The sequence below is a fragment of the Paraburkholderia sp. DHOC27 genome (genome assembly GCF_003429005.1).
In the GTDB taxonomy this organism is placed as follows: domain Bacteria; phylum Pseudomonadota; class Gammaproteobacteria; order Burkholderiales; family Burkholderiaceae; genus Paraburkholderia.
In genome coordinates, this window is the sequence record NZ_QVQV01000002.1 from 682,622 (window position 1) to 702,890 (window position 20,269).

Here is a 20,269-nt window from a genome sequence, read left to right on the forward strand (position 1 = left end):
GCGGACAAAAAGGCGGGGGATTACAGCGACAGCCGGGGGCCGATGAAGTCGAGAAACGCCTGCACGCGCCCGGCCAGCGCGGCGCTTTGATAGAACACGGCGCTGACGGGCTGCCGCTCGTCGATCAGCAGGGCATCGAGGATCGGTGCCAGACGGTTGGCGCGCACGTCGGCTGCGGTCATGAAGTCGGCGAGGCAGGCAATGCCGCTATCGGCGAGCGCCAGTTGCCGGATCGTCTCGCCGCTCGAGGCAACCAGCGCCGGCTCGATCTTGAACGAGGCGCGCTCGCCGTCCGGCAGCGGCCAGCGGTTCAGATGCTCCGGCGCGGTGAAACCGAGCAGCCGATGGCCACGCAATTCCTCCACCGAAACCGGCTCACCCGCCTCCGCCAGATAGCCGGGGCTCGCCACGATACGCAGCTTGCTCGCGCCGAGCGAGCGCGCGTGCAGCGTGGAATCCTGCAGCGCGCCGATGCGGATCGCGATATCCACCTTCTGCTCCAGCAAGTCGACAATGCGCTCGTTGCTGGTCAGTTCGAGCTGGATCTCGGGATAGAGCGCCGCGAACGCCTTAACGTGCGGCGCTATGCAATGCAGCATGAAGGGCGACGCCGCGTCCACCCGCAAGCGTCCGGACGGACGCTGGCGGCGCCGCGCCACCGACTGCTCGGCCTCCTCCATGGCCGCGAGAATGGCCCGCGCGCGGCCGAGGAACAGCGCACCCTCCTCCGTGAGCTGCAGACGCCGCGTGGTGCGCCTTACCAGCGCCGTGTCGAGTTTCTTTTCCAGCCGCGTCAGCGCGCGGCTCACGCCGGACACCGTCTGCTGCAATTTCTCGGCGGCAGCCGTGATCGAGCCGCTGTCGACGACAGTGACAAAGACCAGCAGTTCGTCGGTGGAAGTCTTCATTGTTGATTTCAAATCAAGATTGATTTGAGACTAACACGCTTTTTGCCAGAATCCGTACGGGGGATACTGCTGACAGTCATCGCGATCAATTCGATTCCTCGCATTCCCGCACGCAGCGAACCTCACGCTACATGGGATCAATCGCACAGCACAGGAGAACATCTTGAACATCTTTCTTACAGGCGCCAGCGGTTTCATTGGCGGTTCCATTGCGGCGGGCTTCGTGCGCGCCGGACACCATGTACGCGGCCTGATCCGCAATCCCGCCCAGGCCGCTGAACTGAAGCGCCTCGGCATCGAACCGGTGATCGGCACGCTCGACGACCACGCGCTGCTGATCCGCGAAGCGCAGGCGGCGGACGGCGTCGTCAACGCGGCGAGCAGCGACGATCGCGGCGCCGTCGAAGCGCTGATCGAAGGCCTCGCCGGTTCCGGCAAACCGTTGCTGCACACGAGCGGTTCGAGCATCGTCGGCGATGCGTCGGGCGGCGAAGCCGGGGCCGCGGCCATCTATCACGAAGACGCGCTACCCGAGCCGACTGCGGACAAAGCCGCGCGCGTCGCCATCGACCGTCTCGTGCTCGGTGCCGCGCAACGCGGCGTGCGCTCGGCCGTGCTGTGCAATACCTTGATCTATGGACACGGCGCCGTGGCCGGCAGCGCCAGCGTGCAGTTGCCGCGCCTCGTGCGTCAGGCGCAGAAGAGCGGCGTGGTGCGGCACGTGGGCAGCGGCGGCAATATCTGGTCGAACGTGCACATCGACGATGTGGTCGCCCTGTATCTGCTCGCCCTCGAAAAAACGCCGCCCGGCGCGTTCTATTTCGTCGAAAGCGGCGAAGCGTCGTTCCGCGAAATGAGCGAGGCGATCGGCGAAGCGATGCAGCTCGGCGCGCCGCAAGCCTGGCCGCTCAAGGATGCGCAGCAAGAATGGGGCTACGAGATGGCGTCGTACGGTCTCGGTTCGAATAGCCGTGTACGCGGCGAGCGCGCGCGTCAGTTGCTAGGCTGGCAACCTGAGCGCACTTCGGTGCTCGACTGGATCAGGCACGACATGCTGCGCAGCTAGTACTACGTAAGGCGTGTAAGCGTTTTTTGTTGCTTTTCCGTAAGCTCAACTCGCTAGAATCGGGCCCACCAAATGGGCCGATTCAATGCAGCGAGTCGTCCACTGAGCCCGGATTGCTTGATGACCCTCGCGCTGAATTTCGACTGGCTGACCAACCTGCTTGCCATCCTGTTCGTGGTGGCGTGCCTCTATGACGCACGCTACGACGAATACGGCACGTTGACGCTCGCAGTCGCCGCGATGAGTCTCGCCGTGATGGCGATTGAAGTGTTCCTGCAGCCCGCGTTTGAAATGGCGTTGTAGTCGCGCGCTGCCGTCCCCTCTCCCGAATCGTCCTGCCTCTCGCGCCGCGTGCCGATCATGCGGCCAATAAAAAACGGCGTGTCACGAACGAACCGTCCGCAACACGCCGCACCAAACTTCACGATCCTTCACTAGCGCACACCAACGGCAGTCACGCCGTCAGTGGCCGTGTCATTCTCTTCAGATTGCCCAGCCGCCCAGATAGAACGCGGCCAGTACGATGGCGATCGCCACCGTGCCCACGTTCAGCTTGCGATACTCGCCGCTGACCACGCGACCAATCACCAGCGTGCTGAAACCCAGCATGATGCCCGTGACGATATTGGCAGTGAGCACGATGAACACTGCGCACACGAGCCCGGACATCGCATCGACCATGTCGGCCATGTCGAGCTTGCTCACGCTCGAGAGCATCAGCAGACCGACGTACATCAGCGCCGGTGCCGTGGCATACGAAGGCACCAGACCCGCGAGCGGCGAGAAGAACATCACCACGAGAAACAGCAGACCGACCACCGCTGCGGCCATGCCGGTCTTGGCACCCGCTGCCACACCCACCGTGGATTCGATGTATGCCGCCGCCGGTGCGCCGCCGAGAAAACCGGAGAAGATCGAGCTGAGCGAATCCGCCGTGAGCGCGCGGCCGCCGTTGATGATGCGGCCATTCGCGTCGAGCTGACCGGCCTGCCCCGCCACGGCGCGAATCGTGCCGGTCGCATCGAAGACAGCCGTCATCACGAGCGCCAGCACGCTAGGCAACACCGCGAGCGAGAGCGCACCCTTGATGTCCATCGCGCCAATCAGCGAAGCATGGCCCGGTGCGCTCAGCGACGGCAGCGCAAACACGCCGTGAAAACTCACCGCCGGATCGATCAGGAGTCCGATCGCCGAGATCGCGACGATCACGATCAGGATCGAACCCGGCACGCGACGACGTACCAGACCGAAGATCGCAGCCAGTCCCGCCACCGACATCAACGCCGGCAACGCGGTGATATGACCGAGCGCAACCGGCAGACCGGCGCCCGGATTCTTCACCACCAGGCCCACGTCGTTCGCGGCGATCAGCAGCAGAAACAGGCCAATGCCGATGCCCGTGCCATGCGCGACGCCCGAGGGCAGATTGCGCAGAATCCACGAACGCACACCAGTCACCGAAATCGCCGTGAACACGATCCCCATCAGGAACACCGCGCCGAGCGCAACCGTGGGATGCAGGCCTTTGCCGAGCACGAGGCCAAACGCCGTGAAGGCCGTGAGCGAAATGGCGCAACCAATCGCGATGGGCAACTTGGCCCACACGCCCATCAGCAGCGAGCCGAATGCGGTGGTCAGGCACACGGCCACGAACACCGCGCTGGTGTCGAAGCCCGCCTTGCCGAACATGCCCGGCACGACGAACACCGAATACACCATCGCGAGGAAGGTGGTGACGCCGGCAATGATCTCCTGACGTTGCGAACTGCCGCGCGCCGAGATTTCGAAGTACCGGTCGAGAAAGCCCTTGGAGTCGAAGGTTTCGACGCCGACATCGGAAATCGGCTGGGCGTGGGGTTCCATCATGATGAGTGCCTCCTTTATCAGCATGCTGAAACAGCCGGCAAAGCAGGCTGTCATCAGGTTCGTCTCGTTGCGTTTATGTAATGTGGTGGGGCAAGGTTTGAACGTGGTACCGGTTGCGCTTTTGCAATGGCCTGAAACTGCGAAGCCGCGCCGGTCATTGCCATGCAGCCCGCAATGACACCGTTCATCGTTTGCTGTCCCGAAATGTAGGCCAAGACAAATATGTCTCCAATCGCATGGATGGCATGCCGGTCATGTCGCGATCCTTATATCCTTCAAGGGACGCCCATGTGCCGTCGCGGCCCGCGCGTTTACACCTACACCCCCAAGGCCGCAGGCGGCACCGATCTGACAAGTCGCTGATACTGCATTGCGAAGCGGCTTGCGCAGAATCGTCCTCAAGGGCTGCGCGATGGATCGCGCAAGGCGGCCGCCGCGTGAGGCGATCCCTGGCGGCGCTGGCCGCTTTCTTGCGTAACCAGACCGGCGCGCGCCGCAGCGCGGGTTAAACTCTCACGCGTACGCCATTTCAATGGCAGCGGCAGCGGCGACAGCACCGCGCGCCCGCCCCTTCGCACCGGCTATGGAGTCCTTCTTGATGAGTGGCGGTTTTCGACCTCCAGCTTTGCGTTACCTGATCCTTCTCGTTCTTGCAGCCATCGCCCTGTCGGGCTGTAGCCTGTTGCGCGGACCGCAGGAGGCACCCATCACCGAGGCCGTGCCGGTCCTCGTCGGACCCGCCAGCGGCACGCTGGTCGCCGGACCGCCCGTGACGACCGTGCCGCCGGAGCCGGTCGAAACCGAAGCCCCGAAGAAACCGAAACGGCCGCCGCCTCCGCCGCGCAAGATCGAGGAACCGCCTCCGCCGCCGGTTGCCGCGCCTGCCCCGCCCCCGCCGCCTCCTCCGCCGCTCATCGTCACGCGGCTGATCGATCGCAGCGCGGCGCACGGGCTGCTCGATGCCGATGTGCAGAAGTCCGACGGCAAGGTGGTCGGCCGCGCGGTGGACATGGTGGCCAACGCGGCCGGCAAGCCGATCGAAATGGTGGTGAACCTGCAAGGCTTCCTCGGCGTGGGCGACCGCAAGGTCAACTTCCCGTGGAACCTGTTCCGCTTCACGCCGAATGCCAAGGCCGCGACCATCACGCTCAACCTGGCGCCGGGGCAATCGGTGCCGGCGGATCGTTCGAAGACCGTCGCCGCCGACACCGCCACCGCCACGCAGTTGCCGATGCTCGACGCCACCGTCGAGCGCGCCAATGGCGTGAAAGTGGGCCGCGTGGTGGACGTGCTGATCGACGCCAACGCGCAGCCGCAGGCCGTGGTGCTCGATGTCAGCAGTCTCGTCAGCACCGAGCGGCGCATGATTGCCGCGAACTGGTCGGCACTGCGTTTCGGCACGCGTGACAAACAGCTCTATCCGCTGATGGATCTGAGCGACGCGCAGATCGCGGCCGCGCCGGTGTATGCGCCCAATCAGCCAATCCGTGCCGTCTCGCCCGCACCGCCGCCCACGGCGGCCGCGCCGGCGAGCGCCTCGTCCAACGCAGCCGCGGCATCGACCGCCAGGGCGGCCCGATGACAGGCCGGCTTATGGTGACGACCCGCAGTCTGCGCGCGCTGGACTGGATGAATTTTTTCGTGGCCAATGTGCAGACTGGCTTCGGGCCTTTCATCGCCTCGTACCTGGCGTCGCACAAGTGGACCCAGGGTGAGATCGGCATGGCGCTCTCGGTGGGCACCATCAGCGCGATGGTGAGCCAGGTACCGGCAGGCGCCGCCGTCGATGCCATGCGCAACAAGAAGGCCGCCGCTGCGGCCGCGATCTTCGCGATCATCGTCAGCGCGCTGCTGCTCGCCAGCAGCCCGACCTTGTTGCCGGTGATCGCCGCCGAGGTATTCCACGGCTTCGCCAGTTGCATGCTGGTGCCGGCCATGGCAGCGATTTCGTTTGCGCTGGTGGGACGGCAGAACCTCGGCGACCGGCTGGGCCGCAATGCGCGCTGGGCGTCTATAGGCAGCGCGGTCGCGGCGGGTCTGATGGGACTGTTCGGCGAATACTTCTCGTCGCGCGCGGTGTTCTGGCTCACGGCCGGTCTCGCGATGCCCGCCCTGATCGCGCTCAGCATGGTCCAGAACACCGGCTCGGTGAACCCGCTGCCGCAGGCCGCGCCCGACCCGGAAGCCGCGGAGAAGCGTGAGAGCCTGCTCGCCTTGCTGCGCGACAAGCGCATGCTGACCTTCGCCGCGTGCGTCGTGCTGTTCCACCTCTCGAACGCGGCCATGCTCAACCTCGCCGCGGGTGAAGTGACGGCCGGCATGGGCGATAACGTACAACTCGTGATTGCGGCGTGCATCATCGTGCCGCAAGCCATTGTCGCGATGATGTCGCCGTGGGTGGGGCGTTCGGCGCAACGCTGGGGACGCCGCCCTATCCTGCTCTTCGGTTTCGCCGCGCTGCCGCTGCGCGCGTTGCTGTTCGCGGGCGTGAGCAGTCCTTATCTGCTGGTGCCGGTGCAGATGCTCGACGGTCTGAGCGCAGCGGTGTTCGGCGTGATGCTGCCGCTCATCGCAGCGGACGTGGCCGGCGACAAGGGACGCTACAACCTGTGTATCGGACTCTTCGGACTCGCGGCGGGGATCGGCGCCACCTTGAGCACAGCGGCGGCGGGCTTCATCGCGGATCGCTTCGGCAATACGATCAGCTTCTTCGGCCTCGCCGCAGCGGGTGCGCTGGCCGTGCTGCTGGTATGGGCGGCCATGCCGGAGACGCGTGAGAACGGCACGCAGCCGGCGGCGCCGGGCGTGCCGGAGGTGAGGTAGTGGTGCGTGGGTGGGCTTTGGAATAACGCGGGATACGCCTCGGAGACTCGCTGCAGAGGCACCCCGCGAAACGCGCGACGAGGCGCGTCGCGAAGCGTGATGTTATGAGGCGTAGTGCGGGGGCGAATTACGGAGGCGTAACTGCGGAGGCGTAACTGCGAGGCGTAGTTATGTGCCGCAACTTTGCGCGGTAAACACGCGTACCGCGAGCCGTAGCTGCGAGGCGTCCTAACCGATTGGCCGCCCCGCCGTCTCGCGCATGAACGGCAGCGGCAACAACGACACCAGGCCGCAGCCAATCACATACCATGCCGGCGCCAGCGTATTGCCGGTCAACTGGATCAGCCACGTCGCGAAGAACTGCGCGAAGCCGCCAAAGATCGACACGCCGAGGCAATACACAATCGACATCCCCGTGGCGCGGATTTCGCGCGGGAACATCTCCGGCAGCATCACGATATTCGGCACCGCCGTGAAGGCGACGAGCACAGCCAGCACGGCGACCACCGCCAACAGCACCGGCACCGTGGGCCGCGCGTTGATCAACAGGAACGCGGGATAGATCGCCGCGATCAGCAGCACGCGCGACACCCACAACATACGCTTGCGACCCACGCGGTCCGACCATGCGCCGGCAAACGGCGCGCAGATCACCGTGACCACCGCGGCGGTCCACGAAGCCCACAAGGCCAGCGACATCGGCAAATGCAGAATCCGGATCGCGTAGGTGGACAGATAAAACAGTACGATATAGTTCGCCGCCGTCCCGCCGATCGTCGCGAGCACGCCGCACACGATCACACCACGATGCCCACGGAAGATTTGGCGCACGGGTTGCGCGGGCATGAGCAGGAGCGCGTCATGGGTTGCGCTTTGCCCGACCGCCGTGGGCAAGGTCTCGTTCAGATGCTTGCGGATATAGATGCCAATCGGCCCCATCGCCATGCCGATCACGAACGGCACGCGCCAGCCCCAGCTTTCGAGCGAGGCCGTGGACAGACACGCCGCCAGCGCGACGCCAAGCAGCGAGCCGCACACCGTATTCAGCCCCTGGCTCACGAACTGCCAGCTACCGTAAAAGCCGCGCGTGCGATCGCTGCCGTATTCCATCAGCAGCGAGGTCGATGCACCGATCTCGCCGCCGAGCGCAAAGCCCTGAATCAGCCGCGCGAGGATCACGAGTAAAGGCGCGGCGAGGCCAATGGCCGCGTAGCCAGGTACGAAGGCGATGATTGCCGAGCCGAGCGTCATCAGCCAGAGCGTGAGGCTCATGGCGGCCTTGCGACCGGCGCGGTCGGCATACGCGCCGAGCACCACCCCGCCCACTGGACGCATGATGAAGCCCACGCCGAAGGTGCCAGCGGCCAGCATCAGTTGCGCAAGCTGGCCATGCACGGGGAAAAACAGCTTGCCGATAATCGTGGCAAAAAAACTGTAGATCGTGAAGTCGAAGAACTCGAGACCGTTGCCCAGTGTGATCGCGGCGATGGCCTTCGCGTGCGCGGTCCGGCTCGACGCCGTGGGCGCGGTCTGCGCAGTGGGCTGGGTGTGTGCGCGTGCCGGTTCACCCGGCCCGTCATCATGGTCCAGCGCTGCGCGCCTCACGCCGTGATGCGCTGGTTCATTGGCCAACTCGTTGGTCCACTCATGGACCAACTGATCCGCAGACGCATGCGTCACCTCATGCTTCACCTCATGCACCAACTCCGGCGCGCCGTCACGCGGCGAGCGTGTGGAAGATTCCATGCCTGTCTCCCCGATGTCCGGCTGCTACGCGACAAGAAACGTTTCGGCAAGCCGCACCCAGTAGGCCGCGCCGGTGGCGAGACACGCATCGTTGAAGTCATAACCGGGGTTGTGCACCATGCAACTGCCTTCACCATCGCCGTTGCCGATGATCAGATAGCTGCCCGCGCACTGTTGCAGCATGAAGGCGAAGTCCTCGCTGCCGGTGAGCGGCTGCATGTCGGCAATCACGCCGCTTTCGCCCAGCCAGTCCACGGCGACCTGGCGCGCCAGCGCGGTCATTGGCGCATCGTTGACGAGCACCGGATAGCGCCGCTGATAGTGCACCTCCGCGCGGGCGCCGAACACTGCCGCCTGGGCCTGAACCACTTCGGTAATGCGCGTTTGCAGAAAGTCGCGCACTTCGGGCTTGAGGGCCCGCACCGACAAACGCATCTCCGCGGTTTCAGGAATCACGTTCGGCGCTTCACCGGCGTGAATCGCGCCCACCGTGATGATCGCCATATCGAGCGGCGCGACGTTGCGTGACACGATGGTCTGCAGCGCGAGCACGATCTGCGCGCACACCACCACTGGATCGATCGCCTTGTGCGGCATTGCGCCGTGGCCACCGCGTCCGTTCACCTTGATGATCACCGTATCCGACGACGCCATGAACGAGCCCGCCAGGAAGCCGAGTTTGCCGGTAGGATAGCCCGGCATGTTGTGCATGGCGAACACGGCATCGCACGGGAAGGCGTCGAACAGACCGTCTTCGATCATCTTTTGCGCGCCCGCCTGCCCCTCTTCGGCCGGCTGGAAAACCAGGTTCAGCGTACCGTCGAACGATTTCTCGTGGGCGAGATGTTTGGCCGCCGCGAGCAGCATCGCCGTATGGCCGTCATGACCGCACGCGTGCATTTTGCCGGGGCTTTTGCTGGCATATGGCAGACCGGTCTGCTCATGCACCGGCAGCGCGTCCATATCGGCGCGCAGACCAAGCCGCTTCGTCCCGTTGCCGAGTTTCAACTGACCGACCACGCCGGTTTGCCCCAGGCCACACTGCACCGTGTAGCCCCATTCCTTGAGACGCCTCGCCACCAGCGCGGCAGTGGCGAATTCCTGAAATGCCAGTTCCGGGTGTTCGTGGATGCGGTGGCGCAACGCGATCATTTCCTGTTCGAGCGCGGCGATGCCTGCCGGGATGACCATCGTGTTCACTGTGCTGTCTCCTCGATGAATGCGTGAGGTCAGCATAGCCAAGGCCGATTTTGACCGGCAGGCGTAGAATCGTTGCGGTGGCAACCAGCGGTTGCCGCCCCTGCTCTGTCCAAATCAGATGAAACTCCATCAGCTCAGTACCCTGGCAGCCATTGCGGATACCGGCAGTATCCGGGCCGCCGCGCGCTCCCTCGGCCATTCGCCTGCCGCCGTGACCAAGGCCGTGCGCGAACTGGAGGCCGACCTGCACGCCCCGCTCGTGGTCCGCAGCGCGAGCGGCGTCGCCTTTACCGAGTTTGGCCGCGCGCTGGTCGTGCACGCGCGGCTGGTGCTCGGGCAACTGCAACGCGCGGAAGCCGAAATCGAAGCGCTGCGTGGCGCAGCGGCCGGCAAACTGGGCATCGGTGTCACGCCGTGGATCGCCTTGACCTTCTTGCCCGCCACCGTGCAGCGCTTCAGGGCGCGCATGCCGGAGGTGCAACTGGAGTTCTTCGAAGGGCTGCTGGCAGTCGTGCAACCGCGCCTGCGCGACGGCAGCCTGGATTTTTCGATCGGCCGCCCGCCGCCGGCCTCGCCGCAATCGGAATTTCACAACGTGCCGCTGTTTTCGACGCATTCGGCGGTGGTCGCGCGGCACGATCATCCGAAAGCGGGCTGCCGCTCGCTACTCGAACTGGAAGACGCGGAGTGGGTGTTGAACTGGGACACGGCAAGCCGCGAGTCGATCGCCGACACGCTGTTCCGCCAGCGCGGCATGAAGGTGCCTCATACGATTCATCTCGCGCATTCGCTCGCCATCGTGCTTGGCCTGCTCGCGCATACGGACATGCTCAGCATCTTTCCGTGGCCGCTCGTCGAGGTGTCCAGCGTGCGCGAGAACCTGTGGGCACTGCCATTGCGCGAGACGGTGGATGAAACCATCGTCAGCATCACGTCGCGGCGCGGCGCTCCGACGAGTCCCGCCGCTGCCTGTTTCCTGGAGTGCCTGCACGAGGTCATCGACGCGGGCGCGCGCTCGCCAGAGCCCGAGCAGAAGCGCCTCTTCCATTCAATCGAATTGCTGTACTAATTGCTGTACCAGTTGCTGTACTGAGGGCGTCAATCCAGAAACTCCGCGGCCCGCTGGCGCAGCATCGCGCTGAAGTCGTCCAGCCAGCCAATCGAGAGGCGCCAGCTTTGCCAGTAGAGGTCCACGTCGAGCGGTTTGGATGGCGCCATGTCGACCAGTTCGCCGCTTTCCAGATACGCCATGATCATCCGCTCCGGACACGCGCCCCACCCCATGCCGGTGGCGCACATCCGCACGAAGCCCTCGACGTGCGGAATCCAGTGCAGCGGCGGTTCGAGTTCGGCGCGCGTAAAACGCCGCATGAAGCGCTTCTGCAACTGATCCTTCGGGTTGAATTCGACGCACGGCGCGCGTCCCAACGCATCGCGCGTGAGGCCCTGCGAGAAATAGCGCGCGAAAAATTCCGGCGAACACACCGCGCGGTAGCGCATGCGACCAAGGCGTGTCGAGCGGCATCCCTGCACCGGTTCGGCCTGGGTCGTGACGGCGCCCTGCACGCTGCCGTCGCGAATCCGCTGTGCAGTGTGATCCTGATCGTCGATCACCAGATCGAGCAGCATCTCGCGCTCCACGCAAAAACCCGCCACTGCGTCGACGAACCACGTGCCGACGCTGTCGTCGTTCACCGCCACCCGCAGCGTGGGCCACGCTTCCAGCAGCGCGCCGGGCAGCGCGGGCAGACGTCCGCTCAACTCGGATTCGAGCAGCTGCACCCGCTCGGTATGCCGGCACAGCAGCGCGCCGGACGGCGTCGCCGTGCACGGCTGGCCGCGTTTGACGAGCACGCTGCCCACCCGTTCCTCCAGCAGTTTGACGCGTTGCGAGACGGCGGAAGGCGTCACGTTCAGCGCGCTGGCGGCGCGGTCAAACGAGCCGTGACGCACTACGGCGGCCAGCGCATCGAGCAAGGCATAGTCCAGCATTAGCGTTCCTTAATCGGCATTAACTAAATTAGCTTCTCTTACGATCCGCCCGCCTGCAGACTAGCGTCAATTCGACTTACGCGTCTACTGGATCAGTTATGGATTGGCTCGCTTTTTCGCATGGCGCCGCGCTGTGCGCCTCGTTGATCGTCACCATTGGTGCGCAGAATGCCTTTGTGCTGCGCCAGGGCATCAGCCGTTCGCACGTCGGCAAGATCGTCGTGCTGTGCACGATATCGGATTTCATCCTGATTGGCGCGGGCGTGGGTGGAGCGTCCGTGCTGGTCGAACGCTACCCGCTGTTCGTGCACACCATGCTGTATGTGGGGCTCGCGTATCTGGCGTGGTTCGGCATCAGCGCACTGCGCCGCGCCGTGCGCCCGGGGCATGCCGTGCTGGAAGTGGAGACGGCTTCCAGTGGAGATGCGGGCGGCGCGACTTCGACCTCCCCTGCCGCGCAGCGCGCGTTGCCTGTGATCCTGATGACGCTCGCTTTCACGTGGCTCAATCCGCACGTGTATCTGGACACGTTTCTGCTGATCGGTACGGCGGGCGCACGCGAGCCGGAAGGCAGCCGGGTTGCCTTCGCACTGGGTGCGATGGCGGTAAGCGCCGTGTGGTTCGTCGGTTTGGGATACGGCGGCCGCGCACTGGCGCCGCTGTTTCGCCGCGCGATGGCCTGGCGCGTGCTGGATGGCGCGATCGGCGGGATGGTGTTGTTGATGGCGGTGGCGCAGTTCCGCTAGGCACGCGGCGGACACGAAAGCATCCACGCTACGCAGCCACCGGGAAGTGTCTGGGCTGAACAAAGCGCGGCGCGGTCCACGCGGCAGATGGCATGGCAGCGCAACCCGCCATGCCCAACGCCGCATTAAAAGTCTACTTGCCCGTCTGCTGCGCGTTCAAGAGCGCCTGCACGAGCGGCGGCGACACGTAGTGCGGACCGTCGAACAGATACACCCGGTAGCCGCGATACGCCTGCAATTGCGGCAACAGTTCCGCGGCGCTCGCGGCGCGGAAGCCGCCACCCTGCGCCGGACGGAATGCTTCGGCGATGATTCTCACGCGATCCTTGCCCAGCCGCGCCACCAGCGCGTCGGCATAGCCCCGCGCGGCTTCTGGTCCACGGGCATACACGCCGCAGCCATCCTGCAGGAACACGCCCACGTCGTGCGGCAGCCAGCTATCGAGCCACGCCGCCAGCGCCGCGCCGCCAATGTTCGAGTTATCGTAGACGCTGATCCACAGCGGCCGCGGCAAGCTATCGAGCAAAGGCTTGAGGGCGGCCGCATCCTTCCACGTCGGATCGACTTCCACCGGGAAATACCAGCCGTCGACATGCACCGGCGGCCGCACCGCCGCCAGCTTGCGCGACTGCTCCACCAGTTGTGCGACGTTGGCCCGCGCCGAGGTTTCGTCGAAGCGCCCCGCCATACCGACGATCACGTTGCGCGCCCACGGCTCGTCCGCGATGCGCGTCCAGTCCGGCAGACGCGCCGCCGTCGGCAAACCGGCACCGGGCAGGAACGCGGTGTCGTCCACAGCGGTCCATTGCACCAGCAGATCGCGCACGCCGAGTTTGTCCCAGTCGCCGTGTGGGTCGATATGATCTTCGTCGACCTGCCAGACCACGCCTTGCGCGAGCGAGCCGGTGTCCGCCGTCTGCGTCGAACAGCCGCCCAGCAACGTGGCAAGCGACGCGCCAAACAGCGCTGCCGCGAGCGTGCCGCCGCGCAGCATCCGGCGCACGGCGGCGGGTCCTGACGTTGATTTAAGCCTTGAGGTGAGCACTACGATAGTCCTGGGCAAGCTGGGTCCGGTCGATCTTGAAGTTGACCGACACCGGCAACGCACGACAGCCGAGCAACTCAGACGGAATCATATAGGACGGCAGACGCGCGGCGAGCAGCGCTTTCCAGTCATGTAGATGATCGGGCAAGCGGGTGGTGTCGTGGCCGGTCTCGACAAACGCGACGATGCGCGCCACCGAGCCATCAGGACGCCGCAACGGCACCGCCGCCGCACCCGGCACACCGGGCAGCGCGCGCAAGGCCGCGTCGATTTCAAGCAGTTCGATGCGATAGCCCCCCACCTTCACCTGATCGTCGATACGTCCTTGGCAAAACAGCAGGCCGTCGGCATCCACGGCACCCAGATCGCCCGTACGGAAGGCGCGCTGACCGCCATGCGAGAACATGCGGGTCGCGTTCAGATCGTTGCGGTTCAGATAGCCGCGCATCACGTGCGGGCCGGCAATACACAGTTCGCCGTCGTCGACGAACACCTGGCTATCGCGCTTCGGTCTGCCAATCGGCAAACGTGGATGCTGCGCCAGCACCGCGTCGTCGACCACGATCCAGGTCGTCGCGACCGTCGCCTCGGTCGGCCCATACGTGTTGATGATCTGCACAGCGGGAAAGCGCTGGCGCAACTGCTTGGCCAGCGTGACCGGCAATACTTCGCCGCAAAACAGGAAGGTGCGCAGACTCGTGAGCCCTTCCGAAGAAAACTGCGGCGCGAGCAACTGCTGCTGCGCGAACGACGGCGTCGATACCCACGTGGTGACGTGATGCTTCGCGAGCGTCTCCAGCAACACGCCGCCCTGCGCGCACAACGCGCGCGACGCGAGCACGATGGTCCCGCCCAGCGCGAGCGTGCCGAACACCTCATACATGGAGAGGTCGAAGCTGAACGGCGCCTGATTCAGAAACACCGGTGCCGTGCCGAGCGCGAAATCCGCAGCCATCCACTCCACCAGCGCCTGCACGCTCTCGCGGCCGATCTGCACACCCTTCGGCGTGCCGGTCGTACCCGACGTGAACAGCACGTAGGCGAGGCCCGTTTCGTTCAGCGGGCTTGGCGCGTCTGCTGCCCCCGCCACGCCGGACGAACCCGCGGCGTCCGCTACACCGGCCACACTGCTTGCACGCGTCAGCTTCGCGCCCTCGTCTTCGTCTTCGTCTTCGTCCTCGTCCTCATCCTCGTCTTCACCCGCACGCAACGCCGCGAACCGGCCCTTGCCCGCATCGTAGTACGTGGTCGCGCCCAGCTCGTGCGCGATGCGGCGCATGCGCTCGTCGGGATAGATCGTATCGAGCGGCACGAACGGTGCGCCCAGCAGGAGCGCCCCCACCATCGCCACGAAAAACGCGGCCTCCTTGTGGCCGCGCAGGATCACCGGCACGTCCGCGCCGAATCCCTGCGCCCGCGCCGTCTCACACCAGGCGAGCGCTTCCGCGGCCAGTTCGGACCAGCGCAGCGCACGATCGGCGCCGATCACGGCCCACGCATCCGCTCCGGTATCGGTATCGGTATCGACGAAGCGATTCTCTGTCAGGTCGAAGCGCATGGTCCGTTTAGCGATGAGCCGCGATAAACGCGCTCAGCGCATCCACGCAAACCAGATGCTCCGCGATCTCGGTCGGCGGAATGCGCACGCCGAACTGCATCTCGACGCCCATCACGATCTCCACGGCCAGCACCGAGTCGACCAGACCCGTTTCCAGCAACAACGTATCGCCTGCAACGGGACGCAGCACGATGGATTCCACCAGCGCGGCTACCTCGGCGTGCAACGTATCGGTTTGTGTCATTGAGCAATCCTTATGAAGCGGTTCTGGCAATCAGAACTGGAAATAGAGGAAACGCACTTCGCCATGCAACTGTGCGAGGCTGAAAAACAGCACGGCAAGCATGGCGACGGTCCAGCCCGGCGACGGCCGCCAGTTGAGCCATGCCCCCGCGCGCTCCGCGCTGCGTTCGAGCGCCGGCGAAAAACGCCCCATCAACTGATGCGAGTTCGGCATGCACCAAACGATCAGGAGCAGCGCGGCGATCTGCAAGGCCAGCGTCGAGCGCCCAAGCACGATGCGCAGCCAGTCCAGCGCGTTCATGTGGACGGCACCGCGCGTGGGCCACGCCGGCCAGTCGAACGATTCGATCCCGTGCAGACCCGCCATGCCTTTGAGCAACGCCAGCGCATCCGCCACGCCGTGTGCGCGGAAAAACACGAACGCGATCAGCGCAGCGAGGAACGTGAGCAGCACATTGGCGCCACGCGTGACGCGCGTGCGCCAGACCGATGCCGTCACGCTGGTACTCTGCGCCGCGTGCGCAGCGGAAACCCTGGCCTGGCTCTGCGCGCCGGCAGCGTGCGACGACGCAGGCGTGTCTTGTACAGAAGCCGCCTTCACAGCAGCAGCCAGCGCCGCCGCCCGCGCGCCGCGCCAGGCCCGCCAGCCATGATTGACCGTCAGATAGGCCGCATGCAGCAGCCCGTAGATGAAATACTGCAGCCCCGCGCCATGCCACACACCGGCGAGCGCCATCGTGTAGAAGGTCGGCACCGCCACCGTCGAGACAAAGCCACTCGCGGACTGCTGCGCCAGCCGTCCGATCGGCAAGCCGCGCAAGGCCCGGCTGCGATTGATCCGCATGGCGAGCGGATAGTACAGATAGGCGGTCAGATAACGCGTCAGCGTCATATGCCAGCGCTGCCAGAAATCGATGATGCTGGCGGCCTTGAACGGCGAGTTGAAATTCAGCGGGAAGCGCACGCCGAACATCTTGGCGAGGCCCACGGCCATGTCCGAATAACCGGAGAAATCGAAGTACAGTTGCAGCGCGTACGCGAGGCCCGTGCCCCACGCCGCAAACCATTGCAGTTCGTGCGGCGCGGCAAAGCCCGCGTCCGCATACGGCGCGATGGTGTCCGCGAGTAGCACTTTCTTGGCGAGCCCGATGGTGAACAGCGTCGCGCCGATCGAGAGGTTTTCCGCACGCAGGCGGTAGGTCGCCGCCTGCGCGAACTGCGTCATCATTTCCTTGTGATGCAGGATCGGCCCGGCAATCAGATGCGGAAAGAACGTGACGAACTGCACGTAGCCGAGCGGGTCGCGCTCCTTGACGATGCCGGCGTTGCAGTCGAGCAGATAGCCAATCTGCGTGAACGTGAAGAACGATACGCCGAGCGGCAGCACCACTTCCTGCATGCCGCGCGCAAGCCATTCCGCCGGCACCACCCCGCTTGCGTGCACCAGCGCGGCGAGCAGCGTCGCGAGATATTTGTAGCGCACCAGCAAGGCCAGATCGGCGGTAATGGCGAGTCCTAACCAGATGCGACGGCGCGTCGACTGCGCCGGGGACCTCACGATCAGGCAACTCATCGCATAGTTGAAGACGATCGAGGCGGCCAGCAAACCGACAAAGGTGGGATTCCACCAGCCGTAGAACACGATCGACGCCGCGCACAACCAGGCAGCGGCTGCCCGTGGCAAGCGCTGGCCGAGCAGGTAGTAGCCCGTCAGCGCGAGCGGCAGGAACAGCGTGAGGAAGATGAACGAATTGAATAGCATGTTCAGCGCGGCATCACGGGGTTGGCGGCGGTGTTGGCAGCGTCGGATTGCGCCGCGGTGGACTTCGGCGCGTGGTTGGACGCATGCGTCGTGTCGACGTCGCTCACGGGCATCGACAGCGCATCCTCCGACATCTCCCAGATCACCACGCGCAGACTACGCGGCCAGCTGGCGCGATCACGCCAGACCGACTGCAACGCACGATCGAACTGTCCGTCATCGACGCTCACGTTCCACACCTCGCGTCCCAGCTGTTCACCGAGGCGCTCGGCAAAGGCGCTGCGGCGCGAAAACGAACTGCCCGCCAGCATCACTTCCGCCGCCGGCCCTGCGTCGAGCAAGCCGCCACTGTGCTGCGCCGCGAGCGTTTCATTGGCGACGAGGTCGGGGGCGGGACGCCAGGCATCCGGCACATCGGCAAGGCCCGCCAACGTCAGCAGATCGCCCACGCGCGGCGCCACCGCTTCGTGCACATGAGTAAAGTGTGTGTCGCCCGCTGCGCCGAGCAGCGGCAATACCGATGCGCCCACGACCTGTGCCGCTGCCTGCGCACCGCGTGCATTCCAGTGCACGTCAGTGCGGAAAAACGCGGGATGTGCCGCCTGCAAGGCCGGGAGCAGGTCCACCTGAGCGACACCACTCTGCGTCAACGCACGCTGCCAGACCGCGAGGCGCTGCGTCATGCGCGCATCCTGTTGCAGTCCGCACAGTGCTTCGCTTTCCACACGGGATTTGTCCGGCACCGTGACCACGACCAGTTGAATGCCAGCGGCGCGCAACGCAGCCGCATACTGACGCAGCGCGGCGATGCGCGCGTCGGTCAGTGCGTCGCTGCCATCGGCGCGCGGCGCGCTGTCGTGACCCGCTTGCGTGGGGGCATGCAGCCCGTCCGCGTAAAACAGCCAGCCGGGGCAGCCTTCGCGCACCTGCCGCCCGAGATCGCCGAACACGCGGTAGCGCACGGCGTCCTGCCAGCGGTGCAAACTGCTTGCATACGGTACGTCGATCGCACGGTCGAAGCTGCGGCCCAGCGTGCCATCGCGCCAGCCGTGCAGATCGAATGGCTTGCCGTCGTTCACCTGATTGACGAGCGAAGCGATCGCCGTGATGCAACCCACGAGCAGCATCAAGGCAACGAGCCACGCCATGCGCCGATGCGCACGCAGCAGTGCGCGCGAGGACGCCGTGTCATCGGCGGCGGCCGCATTGCGCGGGCTCGCCCCACTGCTGCGCGCCGGCGCAGCCGAACGAGCGCCGGCAACGCCGGACGCTTCAGCCGCGCGCGTCTCGTCCGTTGCGGCCGCCTCGCCGTGCCCGACCACGCTCATGCGCCGATCGCCTTCGTCACGCGTGCGAGCCACGCGTCGTCGTCCATCACCGAGGTCGCGTCCCACTGGCCGGCTGCACTCGGCAGATTCATCATCTGCCCTTCGTTGAACTGCCACACCAGTGCCTGCGGCGGATGCGCAGCGAAGCCCGGTCCTTCCAGATAGTTGAGCAGCGTCTTCCACGGTCCGGTGTCGCCGAAGGTCCAGGTCAGGCCAACCTGCCGCTCCAGCAGGTTCGAGAGCTTCTGCGGGAAACCCAGATACGGCTGCACCATGCTGTTGCCCACTACCTGCACGAGCGGCGGCGCGCTGTCCAGCAAGGCCGCTTCAGGAACCACCGCACGGACCACGAAATGATCCTTGCCGATGGCCTTCTTGCGATCCGGCGGCAAGAGTTCAGCCAGATCGCCGTAGTGCACTTCCGTGTTCCATGCGCCGAGCTTCGAGCCTTCACCGGGTGCGCCCTTCGTCACGCCTACCTTGATGAGGCGCGCGGCGGCGCGTGTCGCGAAGGCCTCTGCGGTATGCGCGGTCCAGTGATAGTCGGCGCGCAGATAGGCGTTCTGCCCGGTGACGAGCGTGGAGATTGCCGCGGCGCCGTCGAGAATTGGCAGACCGATTGCGTGGCCGTGCTCGCGCAGCGCGGCATAACGATTCTGTACGCCGGCCGACAGCGTGGTGCCATCGGGCAGATTGGCGGCGGCCGTGCACGCTTTCAGCGGCGCAATCACCATCACGCAGCGAATACCGCGCGCTTCCATCTTCTGGGTGGCGAGGTGGACCAGATCGAGCGCCTTCAGACATTGAGACGTGGCGTCATCCGTGAGGCTTTCCCAACCGGCGTACAGCCAGCGGTTGCGTCCTTCAATGACGTTGTTCGAGGCTGCCGCACGCACACTGCGCGGCAACCAGCCGAGCGTCGATGCAAGCGAGGCCGCGCCGAGCGCGTGCAGCATGCGCCGCCGGCCCAGGTCGAGCGGCGCGTTGAGTGCGGATTGATGGCTGTCAGAACGAAGCGGATCGGTCATGGCGAGTCATTCCAATGGCTAGACGATGTATCGGCATCCGGGCGGGTCGCGAACGCAACGTGTGCACGAGGCCCGGCGCATGAGACGTGTGAAGCGTTTGGCGAAGCGGACAGCACACGCCGTCCGCTCACGGTCACGAATGCATCAATGGGCCGCGGGCGGCCATGCCAGCGCGTCACGCGCGCCGATGAGTTCGGGCTTCGCAGCGTCGCCGGTGACGAACAGGCTGTAGCTGTCGCCAGCGGCGAGCGGCGGCAAGGTCAGCGGCGCGCTTTTGGCTGCGCCACACTGCCCGACCAGTGTCGCGCTCACCGGATTGATGGCGCGTGAAGTCTGCGCGCCTGCGTTCATCTGCTCGAACACCGTTGGGCCATCGCTGCCCACGCTGATCTTCGCGCTGCAACCCGGCGCGAAATTGAACGCGTGCAGCGTTGCCTTCAAACCGTCGATATGTGCGTACTGTCCGTCGATACGGGTGGCGTGCCAGCCCTTGGCATCGTGCGCAAGCGCGATGGTGAGCGCGTCGCCCGGCGTCGAAGCATTTGCTGCGTTGGCATTGCCGGTTGCAGCAGCACCGCCTGCAATGCTCTCCAGCGTCAGCACGTGGCCGTCCACCGTCACACGCGCGGGCGTGCCCTGGGTGATCACGCTAAAGCGCGTCGCCGCGCCTGGTGCGAGCGTTTGCGCGGCTTCGCTGCCGCTCAGCGTGACGTGTGCAGGCTGCGCCGCTGCGTTGAGCACGCGCAGAAAGCTCGCGTTGGCGGGCGGCTGCGGTGCGTACAGGCTCGCCACGTCGTCCGCCGCCGCATTGGCTACGCCCGGCTGCAACGCGACCAGCGCAGCCCCGGCGATGCATGGCATCACGAGGGCCTGCCACAGGAAGGTCTTGTTCATATCGGTGTTCTGGTTTTTCGTTTTTATAAAGCTTGTTGCATCAACCTGGCTGGAGAATCCCGGC

At 65.4% G+C, this 20,269-nt stretch carries 18 protein-coding genes; 6 read left to right on the plus strand and 12 right to left on the minus strand.

Going from position 1 to position 20,269, the window contains the following annotated elements; genetic code table 11:
• Positions 1–20: 20 nt before the first annotated feature.
• On the minus strand, positions 21–908 hold the full coding sequence (locus D0B32_RS11255; protein WP_117334012.1) for a LysR family transcriptional regulator: 888 nt from the start codon (positions 906–908) through the stop codon (positions 21–23).
• A 163-nt stretch (positions 909–1,071) separates the two neighbouring features.
• On the opposite strand from D0B32_RS11255, the gene D0B32_RS11260 reads away from it, so the two are divergent.
• A complete protein-coding gene (locus D0B32_RS11260) occupies positions 1,072–1,974 on the plus strand; it encodes an NAD-dependent epimerase/dehydratase family protein (RefSeq protein ID WP_117334013.1) in 903 nt (300 codons plus the stop codon).
• A gap of 120 nt (positions 1,975–2,094) precedes the next feature.
• Entirely contained in the window at positions 2,095–2,277 is a 183-nt protein-coding gene (locus tag D0B32_RS11265; protein WP_117334014.1) for a hypothetical protein, read from the plus strand.
• Positions 2,278–2,457: 180 nt separating this feature from the next.
• Here D0B32_RS11265 and D0B32_RS11270 read toward each other — a convergent pair whose 3' ends face one another.
• Positions 2,458–3,840 carry an NCS2 family permease gene (locus D0B32_RS11270; RefSeq protein ID WP_117334181.1) on the minus strand — a complete coding sequence of 461 codons (1,383 nt, stop codon included), beginning with the start codon at positions 3,838–3,840 and terminating at the stop codon, positions 2,458–2,460.
• A gap of 598 nt (positions 3,841–4,438) precedes the next feature.
• Between D0B32_RS11270 and D0B32_RS11275 the strand changes: the two genes are divergently transcribed.
• Together D0B32_RS11275 and D0B32_RS11280 are read left to right on the plus strand one after the other, a co-directional pair.
• A complete protein-coding gene (locus D0B32_RS11275; protein ID WP_117334015.1) occupies positions 4,439–5,422 on the plus strand; it encodes a PRC-barrel domain-containing protein in 984 nt (327 codons plus the stop codon).
• Positions 5,419–6,663 (plus strand): MFS transporter, encoded by a 1,245-nt coding sequence (locus D0B32_RS11280; protein WP_117334016.1) that lies wholly within the window; start codon positions 5,419–5,421, stop codon positions 6,661–6,663. Before D0B32_RS11275 ends, D0B32_RS11280 begins: the two co-directional genes overlap by 4 nt.
• Positions 6,664–6,891: 228 nt before the next feature.
• Here the strand turns inward: D0B32_RS11280 and D0B32_RS11285 are convergent, their stop codons facing one another.
• Entirely contained in the window at positions 6,892–8,409 is a 1,518-nt protein-coding gene (locus D0B32_RS11285; protein WP_259294957.1) for an MFS transporter, read from the minus strand.
• A gap of 24 nt (positions 8,410–8,433) precedes the next feature.
• Complete coding sequence (locus tag D0B32_RS11290) at positions 8,434–9,609, minus strand: M20 aminoacylase family protein (protein WP_117334017.1); 1,176 nt, start codon at positions 9,607–9,609, stop codon at positions 8,434–8,436.
• Between the two features lie 118 nt (positions 9,610–9,727).
• Between D0B32_RS11290 and D0B32_RS11295 the strand changes: the two genes are divergently transcribed.
• Positions 9,728–10,678, plus strand: coding sequence for a LysR substrate-binding domain-containing protein (locus D0B32_RS11295; protein ID WP_117334018.1), 951 nt, complete (start codon positions 9,728–9,730; stop codon positions 10,676–10,678).
• A gap of 29 nt (positions 10,679–10,707) precedes the next feature.
• On the opposite strand, the gene D0B32_RS11300 is transcribed toward D0B32_RS11295, so the two are convergent.
• Positions 10,708–11,601: a LysR family transcriptional regulator ArgP gene (locus D0B32_RS11300; protein WP_117334019.1), complete on the minus strand. Its 894-nt coding sequence runs from the start codon at positions 11,599–11,601 to the stop codon at positions 10,708–10,710.
• A gap of 98 nt (positions 11,602–11,699) precedes the next feature.
• Between D0B32_RS11300 and D0B32_RS11305 the strand changes: the two genes are divergently transcribed.
• Entirely contained in the window at positions 11,700–12,347 is a 648-nt protein-coding gene (locus D0B32_RS11305) for a LysE/ArgO family amino acid transporter (protein ID WP_117334020.1), read from the plus strand.
• Between the two features lie 133 nt (positions 12,348–12,480).
• Here D0B32_RS11305 and D0B32_RS11310 read toward each other — a convergent pair whose 3' ends face one another.
• From D0B32_RS11310 to D0B32_RS11340, 7 genes are all read right to left on the minus strand, one after another.
• Positions 12,481–13,341 (minus strand): hypothetical protein, encoded by an 861-nt coding sequence (locus D0B32_RS11310; protein WP_259294980.1) that lies wholly within the window; start codon positions 13,339–13,341, stop codon positions 12,481–12,483.
• A gap of 31 nt (positions 13,342–13,372) precedes the next feature.
• The gene (locus D0B32_RS11315; protein ID WP_117334022.1) at positions 13,373–14,950 is read right to left on the minus strand and encodes an AMP-binding protein; all 1,578 of its coding nucleotides are present in this window, start codon (positions 14,948–14,950) and stop codon (positions 13,373–13,375) included.
• Between the two features lie 7 nt (positions 14,951–14,957).
• Positions 14,958–15,194: an acyl carrier protein gene (locus D0B32_RS11320; RefSeq protein ID WP_117334023.1), complete on the minus strand. Its 237-nt coding sequence runs from the start codon at positions 15,192–15,194 to the stop codon at positions 14,958–14,960.
• Positions 15,195–15,224: 30 nt separating this feature from the next.
• A complete protein-coding gene (locus D0B32_RS11325) occupies positions 15,225–16,955 on the minus strand; it encodes an MBOAT family protein (protein ID WP_117334024.1) in 1,731 nt (576 codons plus the stop codon).
• Positions 16,956–16,957: 2 nt separating this feature from the next.
• The gene (locus tag D0B32_RS11330) at positions 16,958–18,316 is read right to left on the minus strand and encodes an alginate O-acetyltransferase AlgX-related protein (RefSeq protein ID WP_259294958.1); all 1,359 of its coding nucleotides are present in this window, start codon (positions 18,314–18,316) and stop codon (positions 16,958–16,960) included.
• Positions 18,280–19,311, minus strand: a complete 1,032-nt coding sequence (locus tag D0B32_RS11335) for an alginate O-acetyltransferase AlgX-related protein (RefSeq protein WP_117334026.1) — start codon at positions 19,309–19,311, stop codon at positions 18,280–18,282. The genes D0B32_RS11330 and D0B32_RS11335 overlap by 37 nt, the downstream gene beginning before the upstream one ends.
• 144 nt (positions 19,312–19,455) lie before the next feature.
• Entirely contained in the window at positions 19,456–20,205 is a 750-nt protein-coding gene (locus D0B32_RS11340) for an alginate O-acetyltransferase AlgF (RefSeq protein WP_117334027.1), read from the minus strand.
• Between the last annotated feature and the right edge of the window lie 64 nt (positions 20,206–20,269).

Coding starts and splice junctions, on each gene's coding strand:
- D0B32_RS11285 (WP_259294957.1), bottom strand. CDS start 8,409: ATGGAATCTTCCACACGCTCGCCGCGTGACGGCGCGCCGGAGTTGGTG.
- D0B32_RS11270 (WP_117334181.1), bottom strand. CDS start 3,840: ATGATGGAACCCCACGCCCAGCCGATTTCCGATGTCGGCGTCGAAACC.
- D0B32_RS11305 (WP_117334020.1), top strand. CDS start 11,700: ATGGATTGGCTCGCTTTTTCGCATGGCGCCGCGCTGTGCGCCTCGTTG.
- D0B32_RS11315 (WP_117334022.1), bottom strand. CDS start 14,950: ATGCGCTTCGACCTGACAGAGAATCGCTTCGTCGATACCGATACCGAT.
- D0B32_RS11325 (WP_117334024.1), bottom strand. CDS start 16,955: ATGCTATTCAATTCGTTCATCTTCCTCACGCTGTTCCTGCCGCTCGCG.
- D0B32_RS11310 (WP_259294980.1), bottom strand. CDS start 13,341: ATGCTGCGCGGCGGCACGCTCGCGGCAGCGCTGTTTGGCGCGTCGCTT.
- D0B32_RS11265 (WP_117334014.1), top strand. CDS start 2,095: ATGACCCTCGCGCTGAATTTCGACTGGCTGACCAACCTGCTTGCCATC.
- D0B32_RS11255 (WP_117334012.1), bottom strand. CDS start 908: ATGAAGACTTCCACCGACGAACTGCTGGTCTTTGTCACTGTCGTCGAC.
- D0B32_RS11275 (WP_117334015.1), top strand. CDS start 4,439: ATGAGTGGCGGTTTTCGACCTCCAGCTTTGCGTTACCTGATCCTTCTC.
- D0B32_RS11295 (WP_117334018.1), top strand. CDS start 9,728: ATGAAACTCCATCAGCTCAGTACCCTGGCAGCCATTGCGGATACCGGC.
- D0B32_RS11300 (WP_117334019.1), bottom strand. CDS start 11,601: ATGCTGGACTATGCCTTGCTCGATGCGCTGGCCGCCGTAGTGCGTCAC.
- D0B32_RS11280 (WP_117334016.1), top strand. CDS start 5,419: ATGACAGGCCGGCTTATGGTGACGACCCGCAGTCTGCGCGCGCTGGAC.
- D0B32_RS11320 (WP_117334023.1), bottom strand. CDS start 15,194: ATGACACAAACCGATACGTTGCACGCCGAGGTAGCCGCGCTGGTGGAA.
- D0B32_RS11335 (WP_117334026.1), bottom strand. CDS start 19,311: ATGACCGATCCGCTTCGTTCTGACAGCCATCAATCCGCACTCAACGCG.
- D0B32_RS11340 (WP_117334027.1), bottom strand. CDS start 20,205: ATGAACAAGACCTTCCTGTGGCAGGCCCTCGTGATGCCATGCATCGCC.